The sequence below is a fragment of the Fictibacillus sp. 23RED33 genome (assembly GCF_015903925.1).
In the GTDB taxonomy this organism is placed as follows: domain Bacteria; phylum Bacillota; class Bacilli; order Bacillales; family Fictibacillaceae; genus Fictibacillus; species Fictibacillus phosphorivorans.
Window position 1 is genome coordinate 103,263 of sequence record NZ_JACZDX010000002.1, and the last position, 20,513, is coordinate 123,775.

Genomic DNA, 20,513 nt, shown 5'->3' on the forward strand with positions numbered 1-20,513 from the left:
AGATGTTTAGTATCAATACGAATAAAGAAGCGATTCAGCAGTTAGAGGAAAATAATTTAGATCAAGCGATGAAGCTATTTCATAAAGCTGTACTTGAAAAGAGAGATATTCAATCGCTAACGAACTTAGCTTGGGTGATTTGGCGTGAAGAAGATGACTTAGAGCGTGCATTTTCACTTGCATCAGAAGCCGCTGATCTCCGCCCTACTTCTCATTTTCCATACAGTTTGTGTGGGGAACTTTTATTAGAAAATAAACGTTATGAAGATGCGTTAAAAATGTTACAGCAAGCCATTTCAATTGAACCAACTAATATCACTTATCATAACTTAGGTGTAGCGTATTATTATCTTGGAGAAACCGCTAAAGCAGCCACTCACTTCGGACTAGCAGCTGGTAAATCTGACTATACGCTGTACAATCAGATAAAATGTTTGATAGAACTAGGAGAAAAGGGTGAAGCTCTGCGTTTAATCCAAACTTTTGATGAAAATGCCGAAGATTTTATAGGTACGATAGACCTTGCTGAATTGTATGTAGAGATTGGATTGCACGAAGAAGCTATTTATTGGTTTGAAAAAGGATGGAACGAATATTATTTACAGCCAAATTGGGTTGGGATGTATGTCTATTGTCTCTTACAGAGAAAACAAGAAACCGAAGCAAACAATACGATACAAGAATTTCTTCGCTACAAAAAACAAGAAATACTAGATACAGAAAAAGAAGAATTAGAAGAAGACTGGACTGAAGAGGATAAGCAGGAAATTATCATTAGGCTTACAAACGAAATTCAAGAGTTTGAAAGCATGCTCCAGGGAGTTAAGGACGGAATTCTGCCAACGGTTATTTTAGAGCCATCTCCAGAAAGAGACTGTTACCTTTTCGGCTGTGAACGCCATCAACATCCTGAATATAAAGACTCGTGAGACGAGAGGCTCTTTCCAAAAGAGTCTCTTTTTTATGTTCAAAAGAAATCCGTCATGTATTGAACAAGCCCTCCATATAGTAGTAATAATCATCATACAAGTGCTTCTTATGTGAGAAATGCCTGTGATTAGAGGAGGGGTCGAATGCTTCATATTGTGGCTTGCATCAAGCAGGTGCCTGATACGAAGATCATCAAGATGAATCCGAAGACGAATACGATGGACCGCGCGAGTGCGCCTGCGATACTCAATCCATACGACGCGCATGCGGTAGAAGAAGCGGTGCGCCTGAAAAAGAGATATGGTGGGACGGTCTCGGTATTGACGATGGGTCCTCCGCCAGCGGTAAAAGCGATCAAAAAATGCATCGAGATCGGGGCAGATGAAGGGTATATGATCTCAGACCGAGCGTTTGCGGGAGCGGATACACTTGCGACGAGCTATGCGCTTACGAAAGCGATCGAGAAAATCTCGCAAATCAAGCCCGTCGACCTGATCATCTGCGGAAAGATGACGATCGACGGTGATACCGGACAAGTAGGTCCTGGAATCGCACGCCGGTTAGACATGCCACCACTCACTTCGGTTAATAAGGTAAAAGAGATCAACATAGAAGAAGGGTATGCGATCGTTCACCGAAAGCTGGAGGACGGATATGAAGTCATTCAATCGACGATGCCGTGCTTGATGTCGGTGGAAAAAGAGATCAATGACGTTCCATATTCATCGATGACAAACATGCTGAAAGCGGCTCGCTATCAGCCGGTGATCTGGGCGGTCGCTGATCTAGAGGATGTGGAGAGAACACAGCTCGGACTGAAAGGCTCACCGACGATCGTTTCAAAAGTGTGGGCACCGACTAAACCGAGTGGCGGAGAGATGCTAGAAGGGGATGCAGCTGAGCAAACAGAAAAGCTACTGAATCTTCTTTTAGAGAAAAAAGAACTTTTTGCAGTGAAGGGAGGGTCCGGCGTTGAGCTTTGAGGAGTATTCAGGCATTTGGGTGTTTATTGAGGTAAAAGACGGTGAAGTCGTTCCGGTTTCACTCGAGTTGTTAGGAGCAGGGAAGGAACTCGCCGACAAACGTGGCACCGAGCTTGCTGGCGTATTAATTGGAGAGAACGTCACACATCTTGCCGACACGCTTTATGAATACGGAGCGGACACGGTCTTTGTGTATGATGACACTATTTTTAAAAACTACCGAACCGAGTCCTATATGAAAGCACTGTTAGAATGCTGTCAGAAGCATAAACCTGAAGTTATTTTATATGGTGCAACATCGACCGGAAAAGACTTGGCGAGCGCGGTTGCGACGGACTTACCAACAGGACTCACTGCGGACTCTACCATTTTAGATATAGAAGAAGACACAGGATTGCTGCTTGCGAGCCGACCAGCGTTTGGCGGTAACATTATGGCAACGATTTTATGTAAAAAGTATAGACCACAGATGGCGACGGTACGGCCAAAAGTGATGAAAGCACTCACGCCTGAACCGGGTCGAAGAGGACAATTAATAGAAGAAACAGCTTCTATAAAAGAAGAAGACATTCGAACAAAAGTGCTCGAGATCGTACAGTTCACGACGCAGAAGGTTCGAATCGATGAAGCGGATATTGTTGTTGCTGGCGGTAAAGGACTGGGCAGTGAGAAAGGATTCCAGGTAATTCATGATCTCGCTGAAACGTTAGGCGCGGCGGTTGGTGCGAGCCGTGATGTTGTGGAGGCCGGATGGGTCGAGCACCATCACCAAGTGGGGCAGACAGGATTAACCGTTACGCCAAAAATCTATTTTGCTATTGGTATTTCTGGAGCCATCCAACACATTGTTGGAATGCAGAACTCAGGGCTGATCATCGCGATCAATAACGATCCGGAAGCTCCGATCTTTCAATCAAGTCATTACGGCATTGTAGGGGATGCCTTTGAAATCGTACCGCTTCTGATTCAACAGTTTAAACAAGCGTTTAACCAGGAGGTGGTGGACCATGTCTGAAAAGTTTGATGTGATCGTCGTTGGTGCAGGTCCTGCCGGCATTTCCTGTTCATATGAACTTGCAAAAGCAGGCGTAAACGTATTGCTTATCGAACGCGGTGAGTATCCTGGCTCGAAGAACGTCATGGGCGGTGTTCTTTATCGCAAAATGATGGAGGACGTGATCCCAGAGTTTTGGAAAGAAGCGCCGCTCGAGCGACCGGTCGTAGAGCAACGGTTTATGATGATGGACAAAGAATCGGCTGTAACCGTCGGGTACAAAGGAATGGAATGGGGACAGGAACCGTACAACAACTTTACGGTACTGCGGGCAAAATTTGATCAATGGTTTGCGGGGAAGGCTGTTGAGCAGGGTGCCCTTTTGGTGAACGAAACCGTTGTTCTAGAGTGTATCGTGGAAAACGGAAAAGTAGTGGGAGTACGAACGGATCGACCAGACGGTGACCTGTACGCGGACGTTGTCGTATTGGCTGATGGCGTGAATTCGTTGTTAGCAAAGTCACTCGGCTTCCACAAAGAGTTCAGGCCTGATGAAGTGGCCCTCGCCACAATGGAAATTATTAAGCTCGACAAAAAGACGATCGAGGACCGATTTAATTTAGAAGAGAATCAAGGAACGACAATCGAGCTTTTTGGTGACGCGACAAAAGGGGTTCTCGGGACCGGATTTCTCTATACGAACAAAGACACGCTGAGCTTAGGTGTCGGCTCACTTCTATCTGGACTTATCAAGCATAAGATAAAACCATATGAGCTCTTGGAGTATGTGAAGAACCACCCGATGATCAGACCGTACATCGCGGGAGGAGAGCCGGTCGAATATTTGGCGCACATGATTCCAGAAGGTGGCTACAAATCCATGCCAAAAGTAGCGGGCAACGGGGTGCTCGTTGTTGGAGACGCCGCCCAGCTCGTGAACGCGATTCACCGTGAAGGCTCGAACCTTGCGATGAAGTCCGGTCAGTTCGCAGCTGAAGCGGTGCTTCTCGCTAAGGAACGTGATGACTATTCGGAAGCGACACTCAATCATTATAAAACACGCTTGATGAGCAGCTTTGTCGGTCAGGATATGAAAAAGTATAAAGATTCGACGCATCATTTTGATAAGTTTCCTCAGTATTTTGATAAGTACATTCCGATGGTGAACAAAGCGGCGAGCCAAATGTTTACGGTAGATGGTTCATCGAAATGGGAGAAACAGAAGAAAATTTGGCGTGATGTAGGAACGGCTGGAGAGAAATTCAAACTAGCTCGTGACGCTTACCGGGCGTGGAAGGTGATGAAGTAAATGAGCGAAAAAAAGTGTCAGAGCATCGAAGAAAAACAGTATCTCGTTCGTTTTAACGCAGACACGAAGTCACATCTTACCGTTATGGATGCCGATGTTTGTCTGAACCACTGTCCTGATAAAATCTGCACGATTTTCTGTCCGGCAGAAGTGTATAAATGGGAAGAGATCCGGATGCACGTCGGGTACGAAGGCTGTCACGAGTGCGGAAGCTGCCGAATCGGTTGTCCCCATCAAAACATTAAGTGGGAATATCCAAAAGGCGGACATGGGATTGTGTTTCGTTTGGGGTAAAACGGCTGGAAAAGATGAGGATGACCTGGGGTTTAAGCCAGGTTATCCTTTTTTTGTGTTTGAAATGACGGTGATTCTTTTTGTAGCAAGGAAATAAGCAGCAGCTCCAAGTAAGAAAAACGCGAGGATCCCGTAAGCTGCTCCTTCAAAACCTCGAATGAACTCTATACTCACATAAAAAATGACCAAGGAGCTAATCACGGTTAACAAACAGGGCAGAAGTTTTATGAACAAAGAGACGTTCTTTTTTCTTAGCCACCACGTAAGAAAGAGGACGATTACGCCTGGAACTAAGCTAATAAGAAAGGCATTCCAAAAAACATGATAATTTCCTCCTGCTATTATAGTGGATTAAGGCTTAGACCAGAAGAGATGCATGCCTAAAAACAAGAGCGCGGCCAAGCCTATGAATCCAAAAACTAAAGTTGTTGCAATACGTTTGGATGATCCTTTTTTTGCGTAAAAAGCAAAGAACAAAGATAAGGCGATAAATGTGAAAAAAATAGGAAACATATTGTCCGCAATGAATGGGCTATATGCAGCGAGAATGATTGGAGATCCTGCGATTAATAAAGAAAGAATTGAAAGTATGCCAGCATTTCTTTTTAACACCATGAGACCACTCCTAATAATCGATTCAGATTTATTTCCATTTAATTACATTATACATAATTTCCCTTTATTTTGTATGAGTCTTCTTTAATTAACGATAGTCACATGATTTTAGCTTGTTTTTACGGTACGTGTTCTTATTTTTATTACACGTTCGCTCAATTCTACAGCCGTTTCACTCAGAATGAATGCTGTTTCACCCAGAACCGTCAACGTTTCACTCCAACTAGCACCTGTTTCGCTCAAAAGGGTCTACTTTCGAATTAAACAACTGTTTAAAAATATTATTATTACCCTCTCTTAATACAGTAAATATTTTACCGATATAGAATATGTAAAGTAATTTCGATTCATTAACAAGGAGAGTTTCTATAAATGGACGCCGTTTCTAGTACATATCACATTCCGCTTGTTTCTCTATCAATCATTATTGCAGTCATAGCTTCTTATGCTGCGCTGGATTTAGGGATACAGGTACAAAAAACAAAATCATACGCACGGTACATTTGGATGATCTCGGGAGCTTTTGCGATGGGGATGGGCATCTGGGCCATGCATTTCGTGGCGATGCTTGCTTTTCACTTATCGATCTCGGTCACTTATGATGTAACACTCGTCATTGTTTCAATCATTCCAGCGATTCTTTCTTCCGGAATCGCACTTTATATCATCAGCCGTCCTGTTATGGGGAAAAAGCAGGTATTGTTAGGAGCTCTTTTCATGGCGACGGGTATCGTTTCTATGCATTACACGGGTATGGAAGCGATGAAAATGAACGCTGAAATAAACTACAATCCAGTATTATGGACACTTTCGGCGGTCATTGCTTTTGTCGCATCAGTCGTAGCTCTTTATCTACTTTCGTTTGTTAGCCAAAACTATAAAACAAGTAAAATATGGCTCGTGAAGCTAGGGAGTGCGGTACTCATGGGTATCGCCATTTCCGGCATGCATTATACGGGTATGTCCGCTGCATCCTACAAAGGGCATCAGCATCACACGGATCTAGCAGCAACACCGTTTAACAGCACCCTATTAGCTTATGCGATCGGAATCGTAATCCTCATTCTATTAGGGATGGTGTTCATCAGCACGTTCATCGATCGAAGGTTTGAGTATCAGTCGATTCTATCAGAAAGAAAGTTCCGCTCTGTTATTGAGTCTGCCAACGATTCTATTATTCTGTCAGATCGAACAGGAACCATCATCTCGTGGAATAAAGGAGCAGAGCTGATCTTTGGTTTTAACGAAAAAGAAGCACTAGGAAAAAAATTGCAGATCATAATACCGGACAAGTTTAAAGTTGCTCATCAGCAAGGCATGGAACGTTATCTGTTGTCTGGAGAACCAAAAGTGATCGGCAACACGGTTGAGTTAGAAGGACTTCGGAAGGATGGAAGTGAATTTCCGATTGAACTGTCACTCGCAGCATGGCAGGAAGATGATCAAGTTTATTTTAGCAGCATCATTCGTGACATTACGGAGCGAAAAAGAAACGAGAAGAAAATTAATCAGATGGTCTACCGCGATCCTTTAACAGGGCTTCCGAATCGACTTCTGTTGAACGACCGTCTTTCTCAAGCGCTTGAATTGGCAGATGAGAACAAGCAGACAATTGGCATCATGTTCATTGATCTCGATCGTTTCAAGTACATCAATGATACGTTAGGACATGCGGTCGGAGATCAATTGTTAATTGAAATTGCAAAGCGCATCCAAGCATGTGTAGGAAAGAATGATACGGTCTGCCGTCAGGGTGGAGATGAGTTTATCGTACTCATACCGAACACAACAGCAGATGAAGTCTCAAAAATCGCACAGCAAATCGTAGATCTGTTTAGCAGCTCTGTAATGGTCAATGAGCAAGAGCTCTTTGTGACTCCGTCGATCGGAATTGCGATGTATCCAGGAGATGGCCGTGATATTGAAACATTGATCAAGAACGCAGACACGGCGATGTATCGTGTGAAGGAACAAGGGAAGAACAACTTTCAATTTTATACACCAGAGATGAATGAGGCCGTTACTAAGAAAATGAAGCTGGAGATCGGTCTTCGAAAGGCATTGGAACGCGATGAGTTTAAGATTGTGTACCAGCCTCAAATCGATGTTGAAACCGGCGGCATCATTGGAGTTGAAGCTCTTTTACGCTGGCATCATCCGGAATGGGGGACGATCTCACCAGCTGAATTTATTCCGATTGCCGAAGAAACGGGTCTGATTCTTCAGATCGGAGAATGGGTGCTTCATGGAGCTTGTCGTCAAAATAAAGCGTGGCAAAACGCTGGATATGCGCCGTTACGAATGGCCGTCAACATTTCATCGCGTCAATTTCAGCAGAGTGATCTTGTTGAGCGGGTGAGTAGAATTTTGAGAGAAACTGAGCTTGAGCCACAATATTTAGAGCTTGAGCTAACTGAAAGTATCATTCAAGATTCGAAATATGCTGTTGCGAAAATGCAGCTGCTGAAAGAGATGGGAATTCATCTATCGATCGATGACTTTGGAACAGGCTATTCGTCCCTAAGCTACCTGAAGACGTTCCCGATTCATACGCTAAAGATTGATCAAAGCTTTACGCGTAACATCTATGCAGATCCGAAAGACGCTTCACTCGTTGAAACAATTATCGCGATGGCTCATAATTTAGATTTGAAGGTAATAGCAGAAGGGGTAGAGACGGAAGAACAGCTTCAGTTTCTGCAGCAAAAGCAATGTAACGAGGCGCAAGGGTATTACTTCAGCAGGCCGATTTCAGCTGAAGAATTGGGTGTGATTTTACAAGAGCGATCAGTGAGTGAAGTTAGTTTAATCTGAATTGATACAAAAAAATAACACTTAAAACCCCCACCTTACACATTGAGATGGGGGTTTTAAGTGAATAAAATCAGACTTGTGGTAAAATAAGAACCTAAAACTAGGGAAGGAAAAACAAAGATGAAGATTAAACAGTTTCTTTCTTACTTTTGTATTTTCTACTTAAGTGTTTTAGCCACTACTAATGAAGAACTGAAGAGTTCTTTTAGTGCATTTAGTGCTGGCCGTTTCTTATTTGATATGTTGGTTTTATTTTCAACCCTATACTTATTATACGTTGTGAGAAGTTACTTTGAATCACAAGGAATAACTAAAAAAGAGTCTCTTCTTTATGCTTTTTCATCTTTATTTCTATGTTTCTGCTTCGTTTATCTTGTTCATCGATAGTGTCGGTTGCATCCCTAAATATATGTTACACCTAAGTCATACATCTTTCTCATGGCTTCCATAGCGGAACTATAGTACATGCTTGCTTGCTTATATTTTTGATGATCTTCAAAGTATTTTCCGAGTATCGGGTAATACTCTGCTAAAAAGATCCACTCGTTTCTTTTTCTAAAGTAAGGAATCATTTCTTTTATCATGAATTGAACGGTTGATTCATTAAGCTCCCCATGAGTAAACAGTTCTTTGTGATAAAGAAAATGCAGTTCATATCCTCTGAAAATGGGGTTACCTTCCACGTGATCCATCCAAGTATTCAATAACTGTAAGCCTTTTTGAGGTTGGTTTGTTTTTTCATAACTTTTGATTAATGCATAAATCGTCATAACTTTAGCGATAAAAGGTTCACTCTCTTTTGCTTGTAAACTTCTAGAAAATAGTTCGATCGCCTTTTCCGTTTCACCTTTATGATTCGCAATACTACCTAAATTATGGTAGACAATCCCTTTAATTACTTCATCACCAAACGAATTCGCGATGGTTTCAGCTAGGAGTAATTGCTTAATAGATTCATCGAAATTTTTAATCCTCGTTTGGACGATAGCAAGTATAATCCTACAATCTGCACATCTTTTAAAGAAATAGGTTTTTTCAAATATGGTTAGAGCCGATTGTGTGTATTCTAGAGCGGTAATGCTTTTAAATAGCTGATTAGCTGTAAGACCAATCATGTAGAGCAAGTAGCCTCTTTCCCATTCCTGAAAACGATGTTCTTCTAACAATTTTTCAGCTTTTAAAGCATAGCTATGTGAGTCTTCAAATTCTTCCATAAAAAAACTGAGTTGTGATCTAGCCAGCAGATAGTAAAAAGCTTTTTCCCCTTTGATCACATCGTCAATATAACCAACTTCATCTAACATTTCAGGTACACCATCTATTTCTTGTGTAGTCATCATGATGTACATACTTTTAAAAATTTTGTTCAAGATATCCTCTTCTACGGATTGTGAAGGTAAATCTATCAAATTATCATATTTTTGCTTTGCAGTTGAATAATCTCTCATATATAGAGAATAGAAGAGATCTACGTAATTTTGCATGATACTTTTTTCGTTTTTAGTATGAAGTCTGATAGCTAATCGTTCTGCTAGATGCTGCTGTATTTCTTCTGAAGGTTCAGTGACTCCGTTCTCAATCTTACTTAAATAAGGAACCGAACATATCCCGACAGCGAGTTCTTGCTGGGATAAGTTTTTGACTTTTCGGAAATAACGAATCTTTTCCCCTAAGTTCATTTTTTGTTACCCCGCCTTTGTTCATAAATTGGATTTACAATTATTAGGTATAAGCTCACGGTAAATTTTTTCCCTTCTCTAAATATACATGAACTTTAACTGTAAGAGGAAACTAGTCTTTAATAATTGCAATATAACCCCTAAATCACTTCATGTTTCCCAATTTTCATGGGCTATTTATTAGGTATAATTATCTATAGAAACTAACAACTAGGGTGAAGGCTATGACTATTGAAAGAGGCGATCTTGTAACATACCATGATGAATTACACAAAGTGCTTCACGTGTATTCATCTGATTTTCTTGAGATCAGAAAAGTAAACGAACCATATATACCGCGTGTTATTTTGGTTCATAAATCGGAAGTTAATGCCCAGCCATGATAAATGACTATATAAACATGAACTGACTCAAGAGTGAATATGACCACTACTTGAGTTTTTTTGTTTGACTTAAAAAATTATGTATCAGAATATTCTGTAATCATTTACAATAATAGTACTAATGAACAAGGAGGAATTTAACATGAGAAACATGACTACTCAAACCGTACAAACATATAAGGGTGGAACACGTTCTTAACTTATAGACGGTGTGTCCCCTTATGTGTGCCTCGTAAAAAACACAAAAGGGGTAAATCATGAATTTTCCAATCAAACGTTTTTTCTCCTATTACAAACCGTATTTAGGGTTATTTCTATCTGTATTAATTATTGCGTTTATTGTTTCTGGAATCACACTCATCCTTCCGTTGCTCGTTCGGTATATAACCAAAGATGTTTTAGAAGGGGACTTGTCTGTTGCTCTTCATAAAGTTTACTGGATCGGCGGAATCATGTTCGTATTAGTTGTTATTCAGAATCTCGGAACGTACTTCGTCGACTATAAAGGACATGTGGTCGGTGCCCTAATGGAAAGTGATATTCGCAGCGAATTGTTTCAGCACTTACAGAAACTTTCTTTTAGCTTTTACGATAAAGAAAAGACGGGCCAACTTATGTCTCGTGTAACGAACGACTTATTTTTACTTGCTGAACTGTATCATCATGGTCCAGAAGATTACGTCAAATATTTCGTGAGGTTCGTAGGAGCATTTGTGATTCTGTTTTTTATCAATGTGCCTTTAACACTTGCGGTATTTTTGTTCCTACCGATCATCGGTTTTCTCTCGCTCTATTTTAACAAGAAAGAGAACGTTGCTTTGCGGCGAAATAAAGAGCGGATTGCAGATATCAATGCTCAGCTTGAAGATACACTTTCAGGCATTCGGGTCGTAAAATCTTTTGCGAACGAACAAGTGGAGATCCGTAAGTTTAATAAAGAAAATCTTCGTTTCTTAGAAAGTCGAAGAAACACGTATAAAGTAGAAGCAACTTTTTATAACAGCATACAGATCTTGATTCAGCTCATTACGATTACCGTTGTTGTGTTCGGCAGCGCAAGTATCGTCAATCAAAATTTGGATTTAGCTGATCTGATCACGTTTTTGTTATATGTGGGCTATATGGTGGAGCCTATTCAGCGTCTGACTCATATGAGCACACAGTTTCAAGAAGGCATTACAGGCTTTCAGCGTTTTATGGAGATCATGAACCTGAAGCCAGACATTGAAAGTCATACAGATGCGAGAAAGCTTTCCTTGGTAAAAGGGGAAATTGTATTTAAGGAAGTGAAATTTCAGTACGAACCGCATTTGGATTCTGTGTTTTCGAATCTTTACCTTCATATAAAGCCTGGAGAGTACGTTGCGTTAGTCGGTCCATCTGGTGCGGGGAAGACAACACTCTGCTCGCTCATTCCTCGCTTTTATGAAGTGACAGAAGGGGAAGTGCAGCTTGATGGTGTGAACATAAAAGAGCTTGATTTAAATGATTTGAGAAATCAGATTGGTGTTGTGCAACAGGACGTTTATTTGTTCGCGGGAACGGTGATGGAGAATATTCGTTATGGTAATAATGAAGCGACTGATGAAGAAGTGGTGGCGGCAGCAAAGCAAGCCAACGCTCACGAGTTTATTATGAGCTTGCCAAATGGGTATCACGCTGACATCGGTCAACGAGGAGTGAAGCTTTCTGGTGGTCAGAAGCAACGGCTCAGTATCGCTCGTGTATTTTTGAAAAATCCGTCTATCCTGATTCTCGATGAAGCGACGAGTGCGCTGGATAATGAATCAGAAGCTGTAATCAAGGAATCTCTCGAGTCACTAGCAAAAGGGCGTACGACGATTGTTATTGCTCATCGCCTTTCCACGATCCGCAATGCTGAACGAATTATTGTGCTAACAAACGAAGGCATTGTGGAGGAAGGGACGCACGAAGTATTGCTTAGCCGCAATGGAACATATGCACAGCTTTACAATAAGCAGTTTGAAGTACAATACTAGATGTTTATATAAATGGTCACTCCTTATTTTATAGGAGTGGCTGTTTTTCATTTCGATTATAGTTATACGAAACTTGTTGAACATTAAAAAAAGACTCTCAAATGAAAGTCTTTTTATTCTTTATCTTTTCCCATGCTTGCATAAGGTTATCATGATAGTCTTTCGGTCTTTCAATAATAATCCATTCCACAGAATGTGATGTGACAGGCATCATTTTCTTGTGCCTTTCTCTTATGGTTTCGTGATGGGTGTAATGAGTATAGATGACTGAAGAGCGCGTAGACGTAACCGAACTTTTGAAAAACGTAATATCCTCAATTTCACTCCAGAGAATTTTGTTTCCTCTTAAATCGATCACAACGCCTTCAGCATCCCAATAAAAACCTAGGTTACTCTTTCTTTTTTGAAGTAGATAAATAGAATAACCAATAAGTACAACCGAAAAAATGAAAAGAAAGAGTGCTGCAGGAAGATGTTTATAGAACTCCTTTATATTACTTAACGGGAGCAATAAGGTGATTACTCCTGCTGTCATAAAACTTATTATAGGAAAGCAAGAAACTTTATACGTTGAAGATTTCATCTTTTAGTACCATGAATTTTCTTCTGTTGGTCTTGAAATGAGGTAACGTCCTCTTGGTGTGCTTCGTTCATCGTTATTCTCCTCTTTAAAACGTTCATAATTGTCTTATTTCCTTATTTTCCTACTATACCTTTATTATGTAAGTACGTCTGCACCAATTTATGAAAAAAACATAATAAAAATGAACTGGTTTATCATCCACTTCATTGGTGTATTTCTTATATGGTTTTTCTTCTATGTACACTGTTTCACAATCTGTAGCAAAAAGAAAAGCGAGGATGAATCACGTTATGCTTCTCTTTGTAGGACAGGCTTTTCAATTGTGCTTAGCAGATCTTCGCGGGCTTTTTGACTTAATTCATTGGAGTACTCGATCGCTTCATAGATGGATGCGAAGTGCTGCGACGCGTAGTACGGCGATTTATAGCAATGTATCACTTTCGTTTGTGAAGGATAGATGAGCACCTTCCAGTGGTAAACATTTCGTTGCTTTTCACTGCCTTCCATCGCGATGAGCCAATGTGTGGAGCTCTCAAGTGCTGCGTCGTCTTCCTGAGCTGTGTTCTTTAGAGCAGCCCGATCATTTTCACCGATTAAAATAGGCACCTTTTCATAGAACTCCCTAAGGTTTGGGTAGTTGTTCATACCATCTCTCCTCTCAAACATGATTTGTCCATTTCACAAAGTACATGTTTCGCTTATTGTGACATTATATGAAGGGAGAGAGGAAAAGATGATTCAAAAATAAAACCAGATGCCGAAAATCTTTAGCATCTGGTAGGTGAACGTTAGAAGCGTCTTCTTTTGTTACGACGAGGTCGTCTCGGCCGTCTGATCTTGATCTCTTTTACCTTAATAAAACGAACTCCGATAAATAGGAAGTAAGTAGCTAGTGCGACATAAAAGAAGATCGGTACGCTTTCGAATCGGTTCTTCGCAAGCAAGTAAAACATGTAAAACAAGAATAGCGAGATGATCGTTCCGTATCGCGGCATCGGGATATCCTTGAAGCTTGGAATCTTGATCGTGCTTACCATTAAGAGACCGAGTCCGTAAAAGAGAAGAACAAAAATCCATAGTGGAATCCATTTTACAAAAAAGACTAAGAATACAACGATTCCACCTGCAAGCGGGATCGGGATTCCTTTAAAATATTTCATCGATTCTTCCGCTGCCGTAATGTTAAAACGCGCTAGACGGTATGCACCGAATAGTGGAAAAAGACCTGCAAACAGAAAGCCCCACATTCCCAGATGAGCGAAGTAGGTATTCGCTACAAAATAGGCGGGTGCTACGCCAAATGAGACAACATCCGCAAGTGAATCGAGTTCCTTTCCGAGGTTTCCTGAGACTCCTAAAATCCGAGCTGCTCTTCCGTCGACCGCATCCAGCATCATCGCGATGAAAATGAGGATAGCTGCGTTTCGAATATCACCGTTTGAAACGTAACCGATGGAAAGAAACCCACAGAATAGATTTCCTAAAGTTAATAAGTTTGGAATATGCTTTTTCATTGTTCACGTCCTTAAAAAATACTCTTCTCTATATAATAGATGATTTTATTGGAAAAAGTTATGTTTTTTTACAAGTCATGCAGTAATGTATAAAAATATTTCCACTCTATTTCAATTTATAGGAAAGTTTATTTGTAACATTTTAAAGAATGGAAAGCAAGATTGTCTCATTAAAATATTCGAGACGAAAAAGACAAAAGAGTTACTATGTTAAATTTTCATTAATTAAATCTTTCAATCCCGTAATCTTATTGCGGAATAATTTCCTGTGTGTTTTACTAAAACAAGTTTTTTAGATAACAAATGGAAAAGAGGGGAGAAAATTCATATGATCCTGATACCTATTATTCTTACTATAATTATTTTTTATGGGGTATATGAACAGCGATTTCATAAGAAAAGCATTGAATCAATTCCCATTCGAGTAAATATCAATGGAATTCGAGGTAAGTCAACCGTTACTCGTCTAATAACAGGAATCGTAAGGGAGGCAGGTTATAAGACGATAGGAAAGACAACTGGTACCTCTGCAAGGATGATTTTTTGGTTTAAAGATGAAGAAGAACCAATAATTAGAAGGCCAGAGGGTCCTAATATTGGTGAACAGAGAAGGGTCGTGCAAAAAGCAGCTAGCCATGGCTGTGAAGCATTAATTAGTGAGTGCATGGCTGTAAATCCGGATTATCAAATAACATTTCAAGAAAAATTAGTACAAGCGAACATTGGAGTGATTGTAAACGTCCTGGAAGATCACATGGACGTTATGGGACCAACATTAGATGAGGTCGCAGAAGCATTTACTGCTACTATTCCTTACAATGGTCACTTAATTGTTACAGATGATTCCTATTTAGACTATTACAAAGAAGTAGCCAAGGATCGAAATACCAAAGTGATAGTTGCTGATAACTCACAAATCACAGAGTCTTTTTTAAGGAAATTTGAATATATGGTCTTTCCTGATAACGCAGCATTGGCACTTGGTGTTGCTGAGGCCATTGGAATAGATAAAGATACTGCATTTACTGGAATGTTAAATGCGAATCCCGATCCTGGTGCTATGCGAATAACGATTATGGGAGATCAAGATTCTCCATCCTATTTTGTAAATGGATTTGCTGCAAATGATGCATCATCGACTTTGAAAATATGGGATCGAATTGTTGAACTAGGATATCCAACAGAAAAACCTGTAGTCATCATGAACTGTCGAGCTGATCGAGTGGATCGCACAGAACAGTTTTCCAAAGATGTTTTACCATACATAGATGCTGAAATACTTATTTTGATTGGAGAAACAACAAGTCCAATTCTTAATGAATTTGATAAAGGAAATATAAAAGCAAAAGAAGTGTGGAATTTAGAAGGTTATGGTACGGAAGAGATCTTTAATAAGATCATACCTGTGTTAAACAATACTGTTATTTATGGGGTAGGTAATATTCATGGGGCAGCTGAACCTTTAATTCAAAAATTCTCGACAAATAAATACGGAAAAAAAGTGGGGTAACGAACAGATATGTTTGGATCTGATTTATACATAGCATTAGTCCTAGGAGTTATTTTAAGCTTAATTTTCACTGAGAAAACAGGAATTATCCCTGCAGGATTGGTTGTACCTGGTTATTTAGCACTTATTTTTGATCAACCCATTTTTCTTTTAATTGTTCTATTTATTAGCTTACTTACATTTTTGATCGTAAATTATGGACTCTCCAGATTTATGATTTTGTATGGCCGCAGAAAGTTTGCAGCTATGCTGACAACAGGTATAGCTCTCAAATTAGTTTTCGACTATTTATATCCTGTTATGCCTTTTGAAATCTATGAGTTTAGAGGCATCGGAGTAATTGTTCCAGGTTTAATAGCAAATACAATTCAAAAACAAGGTATTCCAATGACATTAGGAAGTACGGTGCTACTTAGTGGATTAACATTCAGCATTATGTCATTGTATTATCTGTTTTAGGAGAATAGTAGATGAATAGAGTATTAACACCTCAAGAAAAAGTTTTGCGTTTCTTAAAACGTACAAAAAAGAAAAATAAAAAATATTCCATTCTTTCCACAATCGTAATTGTGGTTTTAATCATCTCTTACAATCTCTTTTTTGAGAATGATCCTGTTGCTGTAAAGAGTGAGGGGGAACCACCGCTTCTAACTGGTACATTTGTGGGAGACATTATGCTAGGCAGACATGTGGAGGAAGTTACGGATAAAAAAGGACAAGAATACTTATTCAGAAATGTTCGTCCCTATTTTGAGACTTCTGATTATGTTACGGGAAATTTTGAGCATCCAGTTACTAAAACGGATAATTATGAAGAAGCGGATAAATTCATACACTTACAAACTTCTGCAGATAGTGTAAAGACAATGAAGAATTTAGGTTTTTCCGTTTTGAATCTAGCAAATAATCACACTATGGATTATTTAGAACCAGGCTTAAAGGACTCCATTGAAACCTTTAATGAGACAGACATGGATTTTGTAGGGGCAGGAAAAAACATTGAAGATGCAGGTGAAGCATCTTACCAGTCGATCAACGGTATTACGATTGCGACTTTAGGGTTTACGGATGCTTATGTAAAAGGCGCAAGAGCTACAAAAAATGACGGTGGCGTAGCAAACGCCGATCCAACAATCTTCATGCCTCTTATTTCAGAGGCTAAGAGAAATGCAGATCTTGTAGTCGTCCATATGCATTGGGGACAAGAATATGATGCTGAGGCAAGTCCTCGACAAGTTGGATTAGGTCATGCACTTTCAGATGCAGGAGCCGACATTGTGATCGGTCATCACCCTCATGTGCTTTCCACTGTTGAGAAGTATAATGACACTGTTATTTTTTATTCGTTAGGCAATTTTGTTTTTGACCAAGGCTGGTCCCGAACGCGTGATAGTGCCGTCGTTCAATATAAGCTTTCTAAGGATGGAATGGCAACCTTTGAAATCACGCCATTACGCATAAGAGAAGCAACACCTTCTCCTGTTAACAGCTGGTTATCTAGAGAAAAGATATTTAGACAATTAACAAAAGATACTGGTGAAAGTATAGTCTGGAAACGACAGGATGGAAAGCTATCATTTCAGGTTAATCATAAAAATGTAATTAAGGAATAGGAAAACTAAAAATGAAAATTAGGACAAAAATTTTTATTGCCGCAATTGTTTTTGGCGTGTTGCTTTTATGGTTCAATTTAAGCGATTTGAATAATAAACGAGAGCATACAAAAAAATACGAATCAAATAAAGGTTTTGAGTCCTCATTAAACTATGAAAAAACAGGGTCAATAGGAGTATCTGCTTCTCACCCCATTGCTGTTAGAGCGGGAATCGACATTCTAGAGCAGGGTGGTAATGCAGTTGATGCTGCTATTGCTGTTTCATTTGTATTGAATGTAGTAGAACCGTATGGCTCAGGAATGGGTGGCGGTGGTGGCATGTTAATCCAAAATGACGAGAAAAGTGATTTTATTAACTATCGGGAACGTGCTCCATCCCAATTTCTTACTACAAATAACAAAACAGCTATTCCTGGTTTTGTGAAAGGTATGGAAGCAGCTCACAAAAAATATGGTTCTCTTTCTTGGGAAGAACTTCTAGAACCTGCTGTAGATTTAGCTGAACTGGGTTTTAAATCAGATCAAGTGCTTTCAGAGCGATTATCGAATGCGAAATATCGTTTAGATTCATCTGATCTGTCTTCGTTTTTTCCAGATGGCCAGACGATCGAAGCGAATGAATTGGTTCAACAAAAAGAACTTGCTGATACCCTGAAAGTTATACAGAGTGAGGGTGCAGAGGGCTTTTATTCAGGTGAAGTTGGAAAAGAGCTTAGTAATTATTTAGGGATTAGCAACAAAGAACTTAACAGTTATTCTGTAAAGTTCCAAAAGCCAGTTCGAAGCAAAGTGGATGGGTATGAGATTGTTTCAGCACCTCCACCGTTTTCAGGTATCACCTTCATCCAAATGTTAAAGCTAGCTAACAAGTTTGAAATCACAGATTCAGAAGGCATGAGTGAATATATCCATTTATCTGGAGAAATACAAAAAGCAACTTACCATTCACGTTCGAATCATTTGAGTGATCCGTATTTTAATGAGGTCAACGAAAAGTACCTTTTATCAGCGTCATACATGAACAAACTCTCAGAAAATATAAACCGTGATAAGATCTCGGAGAAAATGGAGTTTGATGATGAAGAACATACAAGCACAACCCATTTTGTAATAATGGACAAGAAGGGAACTATCGTTTCAGCTACAAATACCCTTAGTAACTTTTTTGGAACAGGAAAAGTAATAAAAGGATTCTTCTTAAATAATCAAATGGATAATTTTAGTGCTCAAGAGCTATCAGCAAATTACTATTCACAAGGAAAGCAATCTAGAAGCTATACAACCCCGTCCATTATAAAAAACAAGGAACTTACGATAGGGATAGGTTCTCCTGGCGGCAGTAGAATTCCTATGGCTCTGTTTCTAGCATTGAATGAGTTTAAATCTAAAGACGTTACACTTCAAGATGCTGTAGATCATTCAAGATTTTATTTTGACGAAGACAAGATATTTGCAGAGTCCTCTTTTCCGAACAGTACTGAAAAAAGATTAAAGAAGCTAGGCTATTCCATTGATTATGATCAAAATAATACCTTCTATGGAGGTATTCAAGCGCTAGTCATTGATAAACAGCACGATAAAATCTACGGTGTTGCAGATAAGCGTCGTAATGGGAGTTGGATGGTTAAATGAAAACAGTAAAAAAGTTAATGGGCTTTATACTGCCAGTGGTTATTATTCTTGGATTGCTACAGATCATGACAACGTTTAAAAGAAGTGAAGTTCTAAGTGCAGAAGAAAAAAAAGTGATTGATGGATTTGAAAATCTATCAGAGGACCTTGAATTAAATTATACAAAGGTAATAGGTAACAAAGTAAGAGTTTTTAATTCGAATGGGGAAATTCTTTTTCAAACATCACTAAACGATTGGAACAAAAAGCTTGTATCCTATCAAAAGAAATTCAATCTAGAAACAGTAGAAAAAGACGGCTAAAATAGTCGTCTTTTTTAATTTTAGCATATTTAGTTAGAACACTTAATGTAATAGACGTAACGGTCGATAAAAGCTATAACACTCATAAAGGAAAGAGGAAAAAAGATGAGGTTTAAGGCAAATCGTTTATTGGCGATAATCGGATGTTGCTTACTGGCTATCGTTCCGTTATATCCTATCGATCACAATTTAAGTGTTGATGCTATGGAGAAAGAAGATGTATTAAATCGTTCGCTCAAATTGCTTGGTACACCTTATAAAATGGGGGGAGAAGATCCAAGTGGTTTTGATAGTTCCGGGTTCATACAATATGTTTTTAAAGACACTCATGATCTTTTGCTGCCTAGGACAATTTCTGAACAAAATAGGGTGGGAACTCTCGTTTCAAAAAAGGATTTAAAACGAGGTGATGTAGTATTCTTTAGCAGAGAGAATACTAAAGATTTGGCTACTCATGCTGGCATCTATATGGGTTCTAATTTATTTATCAATGCCCAATCAAAAAAAGGAGTAATAATTAGTAATTTGAATGATCCTTATTGGCAGAAGAGTTTTAAAGAAGGAAGACGTATTGCGTTAGCTTCAAAAAACATCAATACCCTATCTGTAGCACAAGAGTCTCTGGACTATTTAGGATTTCCTTATAAAAGTGGAGGAGACACTGTAAAAGGGTTTGATAGCTCTGGTTTTGTACAGTATGTTTTCGAAAACTCGATGTATTTTAACATTCCAAGAACCATTGAGAAGCAGTGGAGGTTAGGTAAGACAGTCATCGAAGAACAGGTAAAGGTAGGAGACTTATTATACTTTTATAATGATAATAAAGATAAGATCTCACATGTAGGCTTATACCTCGGCAACGATCAATTTATCTCTTCTACGGTTTCAAATGGCGTTGTGATATCTTATTGGAAAAAAAGCGACTATTGGAGAAGTAAATATGCAGGCGCACGCCGATTCCAAATTACAAATTCCAATGTTCCTACAATTGAAGAAGCGAAAAAATATTTGGGCACTCCCTATATCTTTGGAGGAGAAACGGAAGCTGGATTTGATTGTTCAGGATTAGTAAAGTTTGTCCACGATCATTTGACTAGTATGAATTTACCGCGTACGGCAGAAAAACAGTGGTCTGTCGGATCAGAAATTACAATAGATCAAATAAAGCCTGGAGACATTGTTTTTTTCAGCAACACATATAAAAAAGGAATTTCTCATAACGGCATATATATTGGAGAAAATCAGTTTTTACATGCAAATCGATCAAAAAATGTAGTTGTCTCTTATTTAGAGGATACTTATTGGAAAGGTAAATTAACAGGTGTTAAGAGGTTTAGTAAGTAAAGGCATTTATAA

At 39.3% G+C, this 20,513-nt stretch carries 20 protein-coding genes; 14 read left to right on the forward strand and 6 right to left on the reverse strand.

The genetic code is table 11. The annotated features are described in order from the left end of the window. The first annotated feature begins 2 nt into the window (after positions 1-2). From IHV09_RS08950 to IHV09_RS08970, 5 genes are all read left to right on the forward strand, one after another. A complete protein-coding gene (locus IHV09_RS08950; RefSeq protein WP_197264245.1) occupies positions 3-929 on the forward strand; it encodes a tetratricopeptide repeat protein in 927 nt (308 codons plus the stop codon). 144 nt (positions 930-1,073) lie between these two features. Then, complete coding sequence (locus IHV09_RS08955; RefSeq protein ID WP_197264246.1) at positions 1,074-1,913, forward strand: electron transfer flavoprotein subunit beta/FixA family protein; 840 nt, start codon at positions 1,074-1,076, stop codon at positions 1,911-1,913. Continuing rightward, a complete protein-coding gene (locus IHV09_RS08960) occupies positions 1,903-2,928 on the forward strand; it encodes an electron transfer flavoprotein subunit alpha/FixB family protein (protein WP_197264247.1) in 1,026 nt (341 codons plus the stop codon). Before IHV09_RS08955 ends, IHV09_RS08960 begins: the two co-directional genes overlap by 11 nt. Then, entirely contained in the window at positions 2,921-4,216 is a 1,296-nt protein-coding gene (locus IHV09_RS08965) for an FAD-dependent oxidoreductase (protein WP_197264248.1), read from the forward strand. Before IHV09_RS08960 ends, IHV09_RS08965 begins: the two co-directional genes overlap by 8 nt. Beyond that, positions 4,217-4,510, forward strand: coding sequence for a ferredoxin family protein (locus IHV09_RS08970; protein ID WP_137790879.1), 294 nt, complete (start codon positions 4,217-4,219; stop codon positions 4,508-4,510). 42 nt (positions 4,511-4,552) lie between these two features. Here IHV09_RS08970 and IHV09_RS08975 read toward each other — a convergent pair whose 3' ends face one another. Then, positions 4,553-4,855, reverse strand: coding sequence for a YesK family protein (locus IHV09_RS08975; RefSeq protein WP_370568964.1), 303 nt, complete (start codon positions 4,853-4,855; stop codon positions 4,553-4,555). Positions 4,856-4,861: 6 nt separating this feature from the next. Next, positions 4,862-5,125: a hypothetical protein gene (locus IHV09_RS08980; protein WP_197264249.1), complete on the reverse strand. Its 264-nt coding sequence runs from the start codon at positions 5,123-5,125 to the stop codon at positions 4,862-4,864. A 372-nt stretch (positions 5,126-5,497) separates the two neighbouring features. On the opposite strand from IHV09_RS08980, the gene IHV09_RS08985 reads away from it, so the two are divergent. Continuing rightward, a complete protein-coding gene (locus IHV09_RS08985) occupies positions 5,498-7,939 on the forward strand; it encodes a bifunctional diguanylate cyclase/phosphodiesterase (RefSeq protein ID WP_197264250.1) in 2,442 nt (813 codons plus the stop codon). Positions 7,940-8,340: 401 nt separating this feature from the next. On the opposite strand, the gene IHV09_RS08990 is transcribed toward IHV09_RS08985, so the two are convergent. Further along, entirely contained in the window at positions 8,341-9,618 is a 1,278-nt protein-coding gene (locus IHV09_RS08990) for a helix-turn-helix domain-containing protein (protein ID WP_197264251.1), read from the reverse strand. 224 nt (positions 9,619-9,842) lie between these two features. Here IHV09_RS08990 and IHV09_RS08995 point away from each other — a divergent pair, with 224 nt between their 5' ends. Beyond that, on the forward strand, positions 9,843-10,001 hold the full coding sequence (locus IHV09_RS08995) for a hypothetical protein (RefSeq protein WP_197189997.1): 159 nt from the start codon (positions 9,843-9,845) through the stop codon (positions 9,999-10,001). A 257-nt stretch (positions 10,002-10,258) separates the two neighbouring features. Further along, complete coding sequence (locus tag IHV09_RS09000) at positions 10,259-12,001, forward strand: ABC transporter ATP-binding protein (RefSeq protein ID WP_197264252.1); 1,743 nt, start codon at positions 10,259-10,261, stop codon at positions 11,999-12,001. A gap of 97 nt (positions 12,002-12,098) precedes the next feature. Here IHV09_RS09000 and IHV09_RS22385 read toward each other — a convergent pair whose 3' ends face one another. From IHV09_RS22385 to pssA, 3 genes are all read right to left on the reverse strand, one after another. Then, entirely contained in the window at positions 12,099-12,584 is a 486-nt protein-coding gene (locus tag IHV09_RS22385) for a hypothetical protein (RefSeq protein ID WP_231618232.1), read from the reverse strand. Between the two features lie 288 nt (positions 12,585-12,872). Then, a complete protein-coding gene (locus IHV09_RS09010) occupies positions 12,873-13,229 on the reverse strand; it encodes a hypothetical protein (RefSeq protein WP_197189995.1) in 357 nt (118 codons plus the stop codon). A gap of 143 nt (positions 13,230-13,372) precedes the next feature. Further along, positions 13,373-14,098 carry a CDP-diacylglycerol--serine O-phosphatidyltransferase gene (gene pssA / locus IHV09_RS09015; RefSeq protein ID WP_137790872.1) on the reverse strand — a complete coding sequence of 242 codons (726 nt, stop codon included), beginning with the start codon at positions 14,096-14,098 and terminating at the stop codon, positions 13,373-13,375. 328 nt (positions 14,099-14,426) lie between these two features. Between pssA and pgsB the strand changes: the two genes are divergently transcribed. From pgsB to IHV09_RS09045, 6 genes are all read left to right on the forward strand, one after another. Continuing rightward, complete coding sequence (gene pgsB, locus IHV09_RS09020) at positions 14,427-15,608, forward strand: poly-gamma-glutamate synthase PgsB (RefSeq protein WP_197264253.1); 1,182 nt, start codon at positions 14,427-14,429, stop codon at positions 15,606-15,608. A gap of 9 nt (positions 15,609-15,617) precedes the next feature. After that, the gene (gene pgsC, locus IHV09_RS09025; RefSeq protein ID WP_137790870.1) at positions 15,618-16,067 is read left to right on the forward strand and encodes a poly-gamma-glutamate biosynthesis protein PgsC; all 450 of its coding nucleotides are present in this window, start codon (positions 15,618-15,620) and stop codon (positions 16,065-16,067) included. A gap of 11 nt (positions 16,068-16,078) precedes the next feature. Further along, positions 16,079-17,221, forward strand: a complete 1,143-nt coding sequence (locus IHV09_RS09030; protein WP_197264254.1) for a CapA family protein — start codon at positions 16,079-16,081, stop codon at positions 17,219-17,221. An 11-nt stretch (positions 17,222-17,232) separates the two neighbouring features. Further along, positions 17,233-18,855 carry a gamma-glutamyltransferase family protein gene (locus IHV09_RS09035; RefSeq protein ID WP_197189992.1) on the forward strand — a complete coding sequence of 541 codons (1,623 nt, stop codon included), beginning with the start codon at positions 17,233-17,235 and terminating at the stop codon, positions 18,853-18,855. Next, positions 18,852-19,157, forward strand: a complete 306-nt coding sequence (locus IHV09_RS09040) for a CapE family protein (protein ID WP_197189991.1) — start codon at positions 18,852-18,854, stop codon at positions 19,155-19,157. The genes IHV09_RS09035 and IHV09_RS09040 overlap by 4 nt, the downstream gene beginning before the upstream one ends. 105 nt (positions 19,158-19,262) lie before the next feature. Continuing rightward, a complete protein-coding gene (locus IHV09_RS09045) occupies positions 19,263-20,501 on the forward strand; it encodes a C40 family peptidase (protein ID WP_197189990.1) in 1,239 nt (412 codons plus the stop codon). The last annotated feature ends 12 nt before the right edge of the window (positions 20,502-20,513 follow it).

What these genes read in the sequence shown, in the direction of transcription:
- IHV09_RS22385 (WP_231618232.1), bottom strand. Translation starts at nt 12,584, where the DNA reads ATGAAATCTTCAACGTATAAAGTTTCTTGCTTTCCTATAATAAGTTTT.
- IHV09_RS08980 (WP_197264249.1), bottom strand. Translation starts at nt 5,125, where the DNA reads ATGGTGTTAAAAAGAAATGCTGGCATACTTTCAATTCTTTCTTTATTA.
- IHV09_RS08955 (WP_197264246.1), top strand. Translation starts at nt 1,074, where the DNA reads ATGCTTCATATTGTGGCTTGCATCAAGCAGGTGCCTGATACGAAGATC.
- IHV09_RS09040 (WP_197189991.1), top strand. Translation starts at nt 18,852, where the DNA reads ATGAAAACAGTAAAAAAGTTAATGGGCTTTATACTGCCAGTGGTTATT.
- IHV09_RS09010 (WP_197189995.1), bottom strand. Translation starts at nt 13,229, where the DNA reads ATGAACAACTACCCAAACCTTAGGGAGTTCTATGAAAAGGTGCCTATT.
- pssA (WP_137790872.1), bottom strand. Translation starts at nt 14,098, where the DNA reads ATGAAAAAGCATATTCCAAACTTATTAACTTTAGGAAATCTATTCTGT.
- IHV09_RS08970 (WP_137790879.1), top strand. Translation starts at nt 4,217, where the DNA reads ATGAGCGAAAAAAAGTGTCAGAGCATCGAAGAAAAACAGTATCTCGTT.
- IHV09_RS08965 (WP_197264248.1), top strand. Translation starts at nt 2,921, where the DNA reads ATGTCTGAAAAGTTTGATGTGATCGTCGTTGGTGCAGGTCCTGCCGGC.
- IHV09_RS08950 (WP_197264245.1), top strand. Translation starts at nt 3, where the DNA reads ATGTTTAGTATCAATACGAATAAAGAAGCGATTCAGCAGTTAGAGGAA.
- pgsC (WP_137790870.1), top strand. Translation starts at nt 15,618, where the DNA reads ATGTTTGGATCTGATTTATACATAGCATTAGTCCTAGGAGTTATTTTA.
- IHV09_RS09045 (WP_197189990.1), top strand. Translation starts at nt 19,263, where the DNA reads ATGAGGTTTAAGGCAAATCGTTTATTGGCGATAATCGGATGTTGCTTA.
- pgsB (WP_197264253.1), top strand. Translation starts at nt 14,427, where the DNA reads ATGATCCTGATACCTATTATTCTTACTATAATTATTTTTTATGGGGTA.
- IHV09_RS09000 (WP_197264252.1), top strand. Translation starts at nt 10,259, where the DNA reads ATGAATTTTCCAATCAAACGTTTTTTCTCCTATTACAAACCGTATTTA.
- IHV09_RS09035 (WP_197189992.1), top strand. Translation starts at nt 17,233, where the DNA reads ATGAAAATTAGGACAAAAATTTTTATTGCCGCAATTGTTTTTGGCGTG.
- IHV09_RS09030 (WP_197264254.1), top strand. Translation starts at nt 16,079, where the DNA reads ATGAATAGAGTATTAACACCTCAAGAAAAAGTTTTGCGTTTCTTAAAA.
- IHV09_RS08995 (WP_197189997.1), top strand. Translation starts at nt 9,843, where the DNA reads ATGACTATTGAAAGAGGCGATCTTGTAACATACCATGATGAATTACAC.
- IHV09_RS08985 (WP_197264250.1), top strand. Translation starts at nt 5,498, where the DNA reads ATGGACGCCGTTTCTAGTACATATCACATTCCGCTTGTTTCTCTATCA.
- IHV09_RS08990 (WP_197264251.1), bottom strand. Translation starts at nt 9,618, where the DNA reads ATGAACTTAGGGGAAAAGATTCGTTATTTCCGAAAAGTCAAAAACTTA.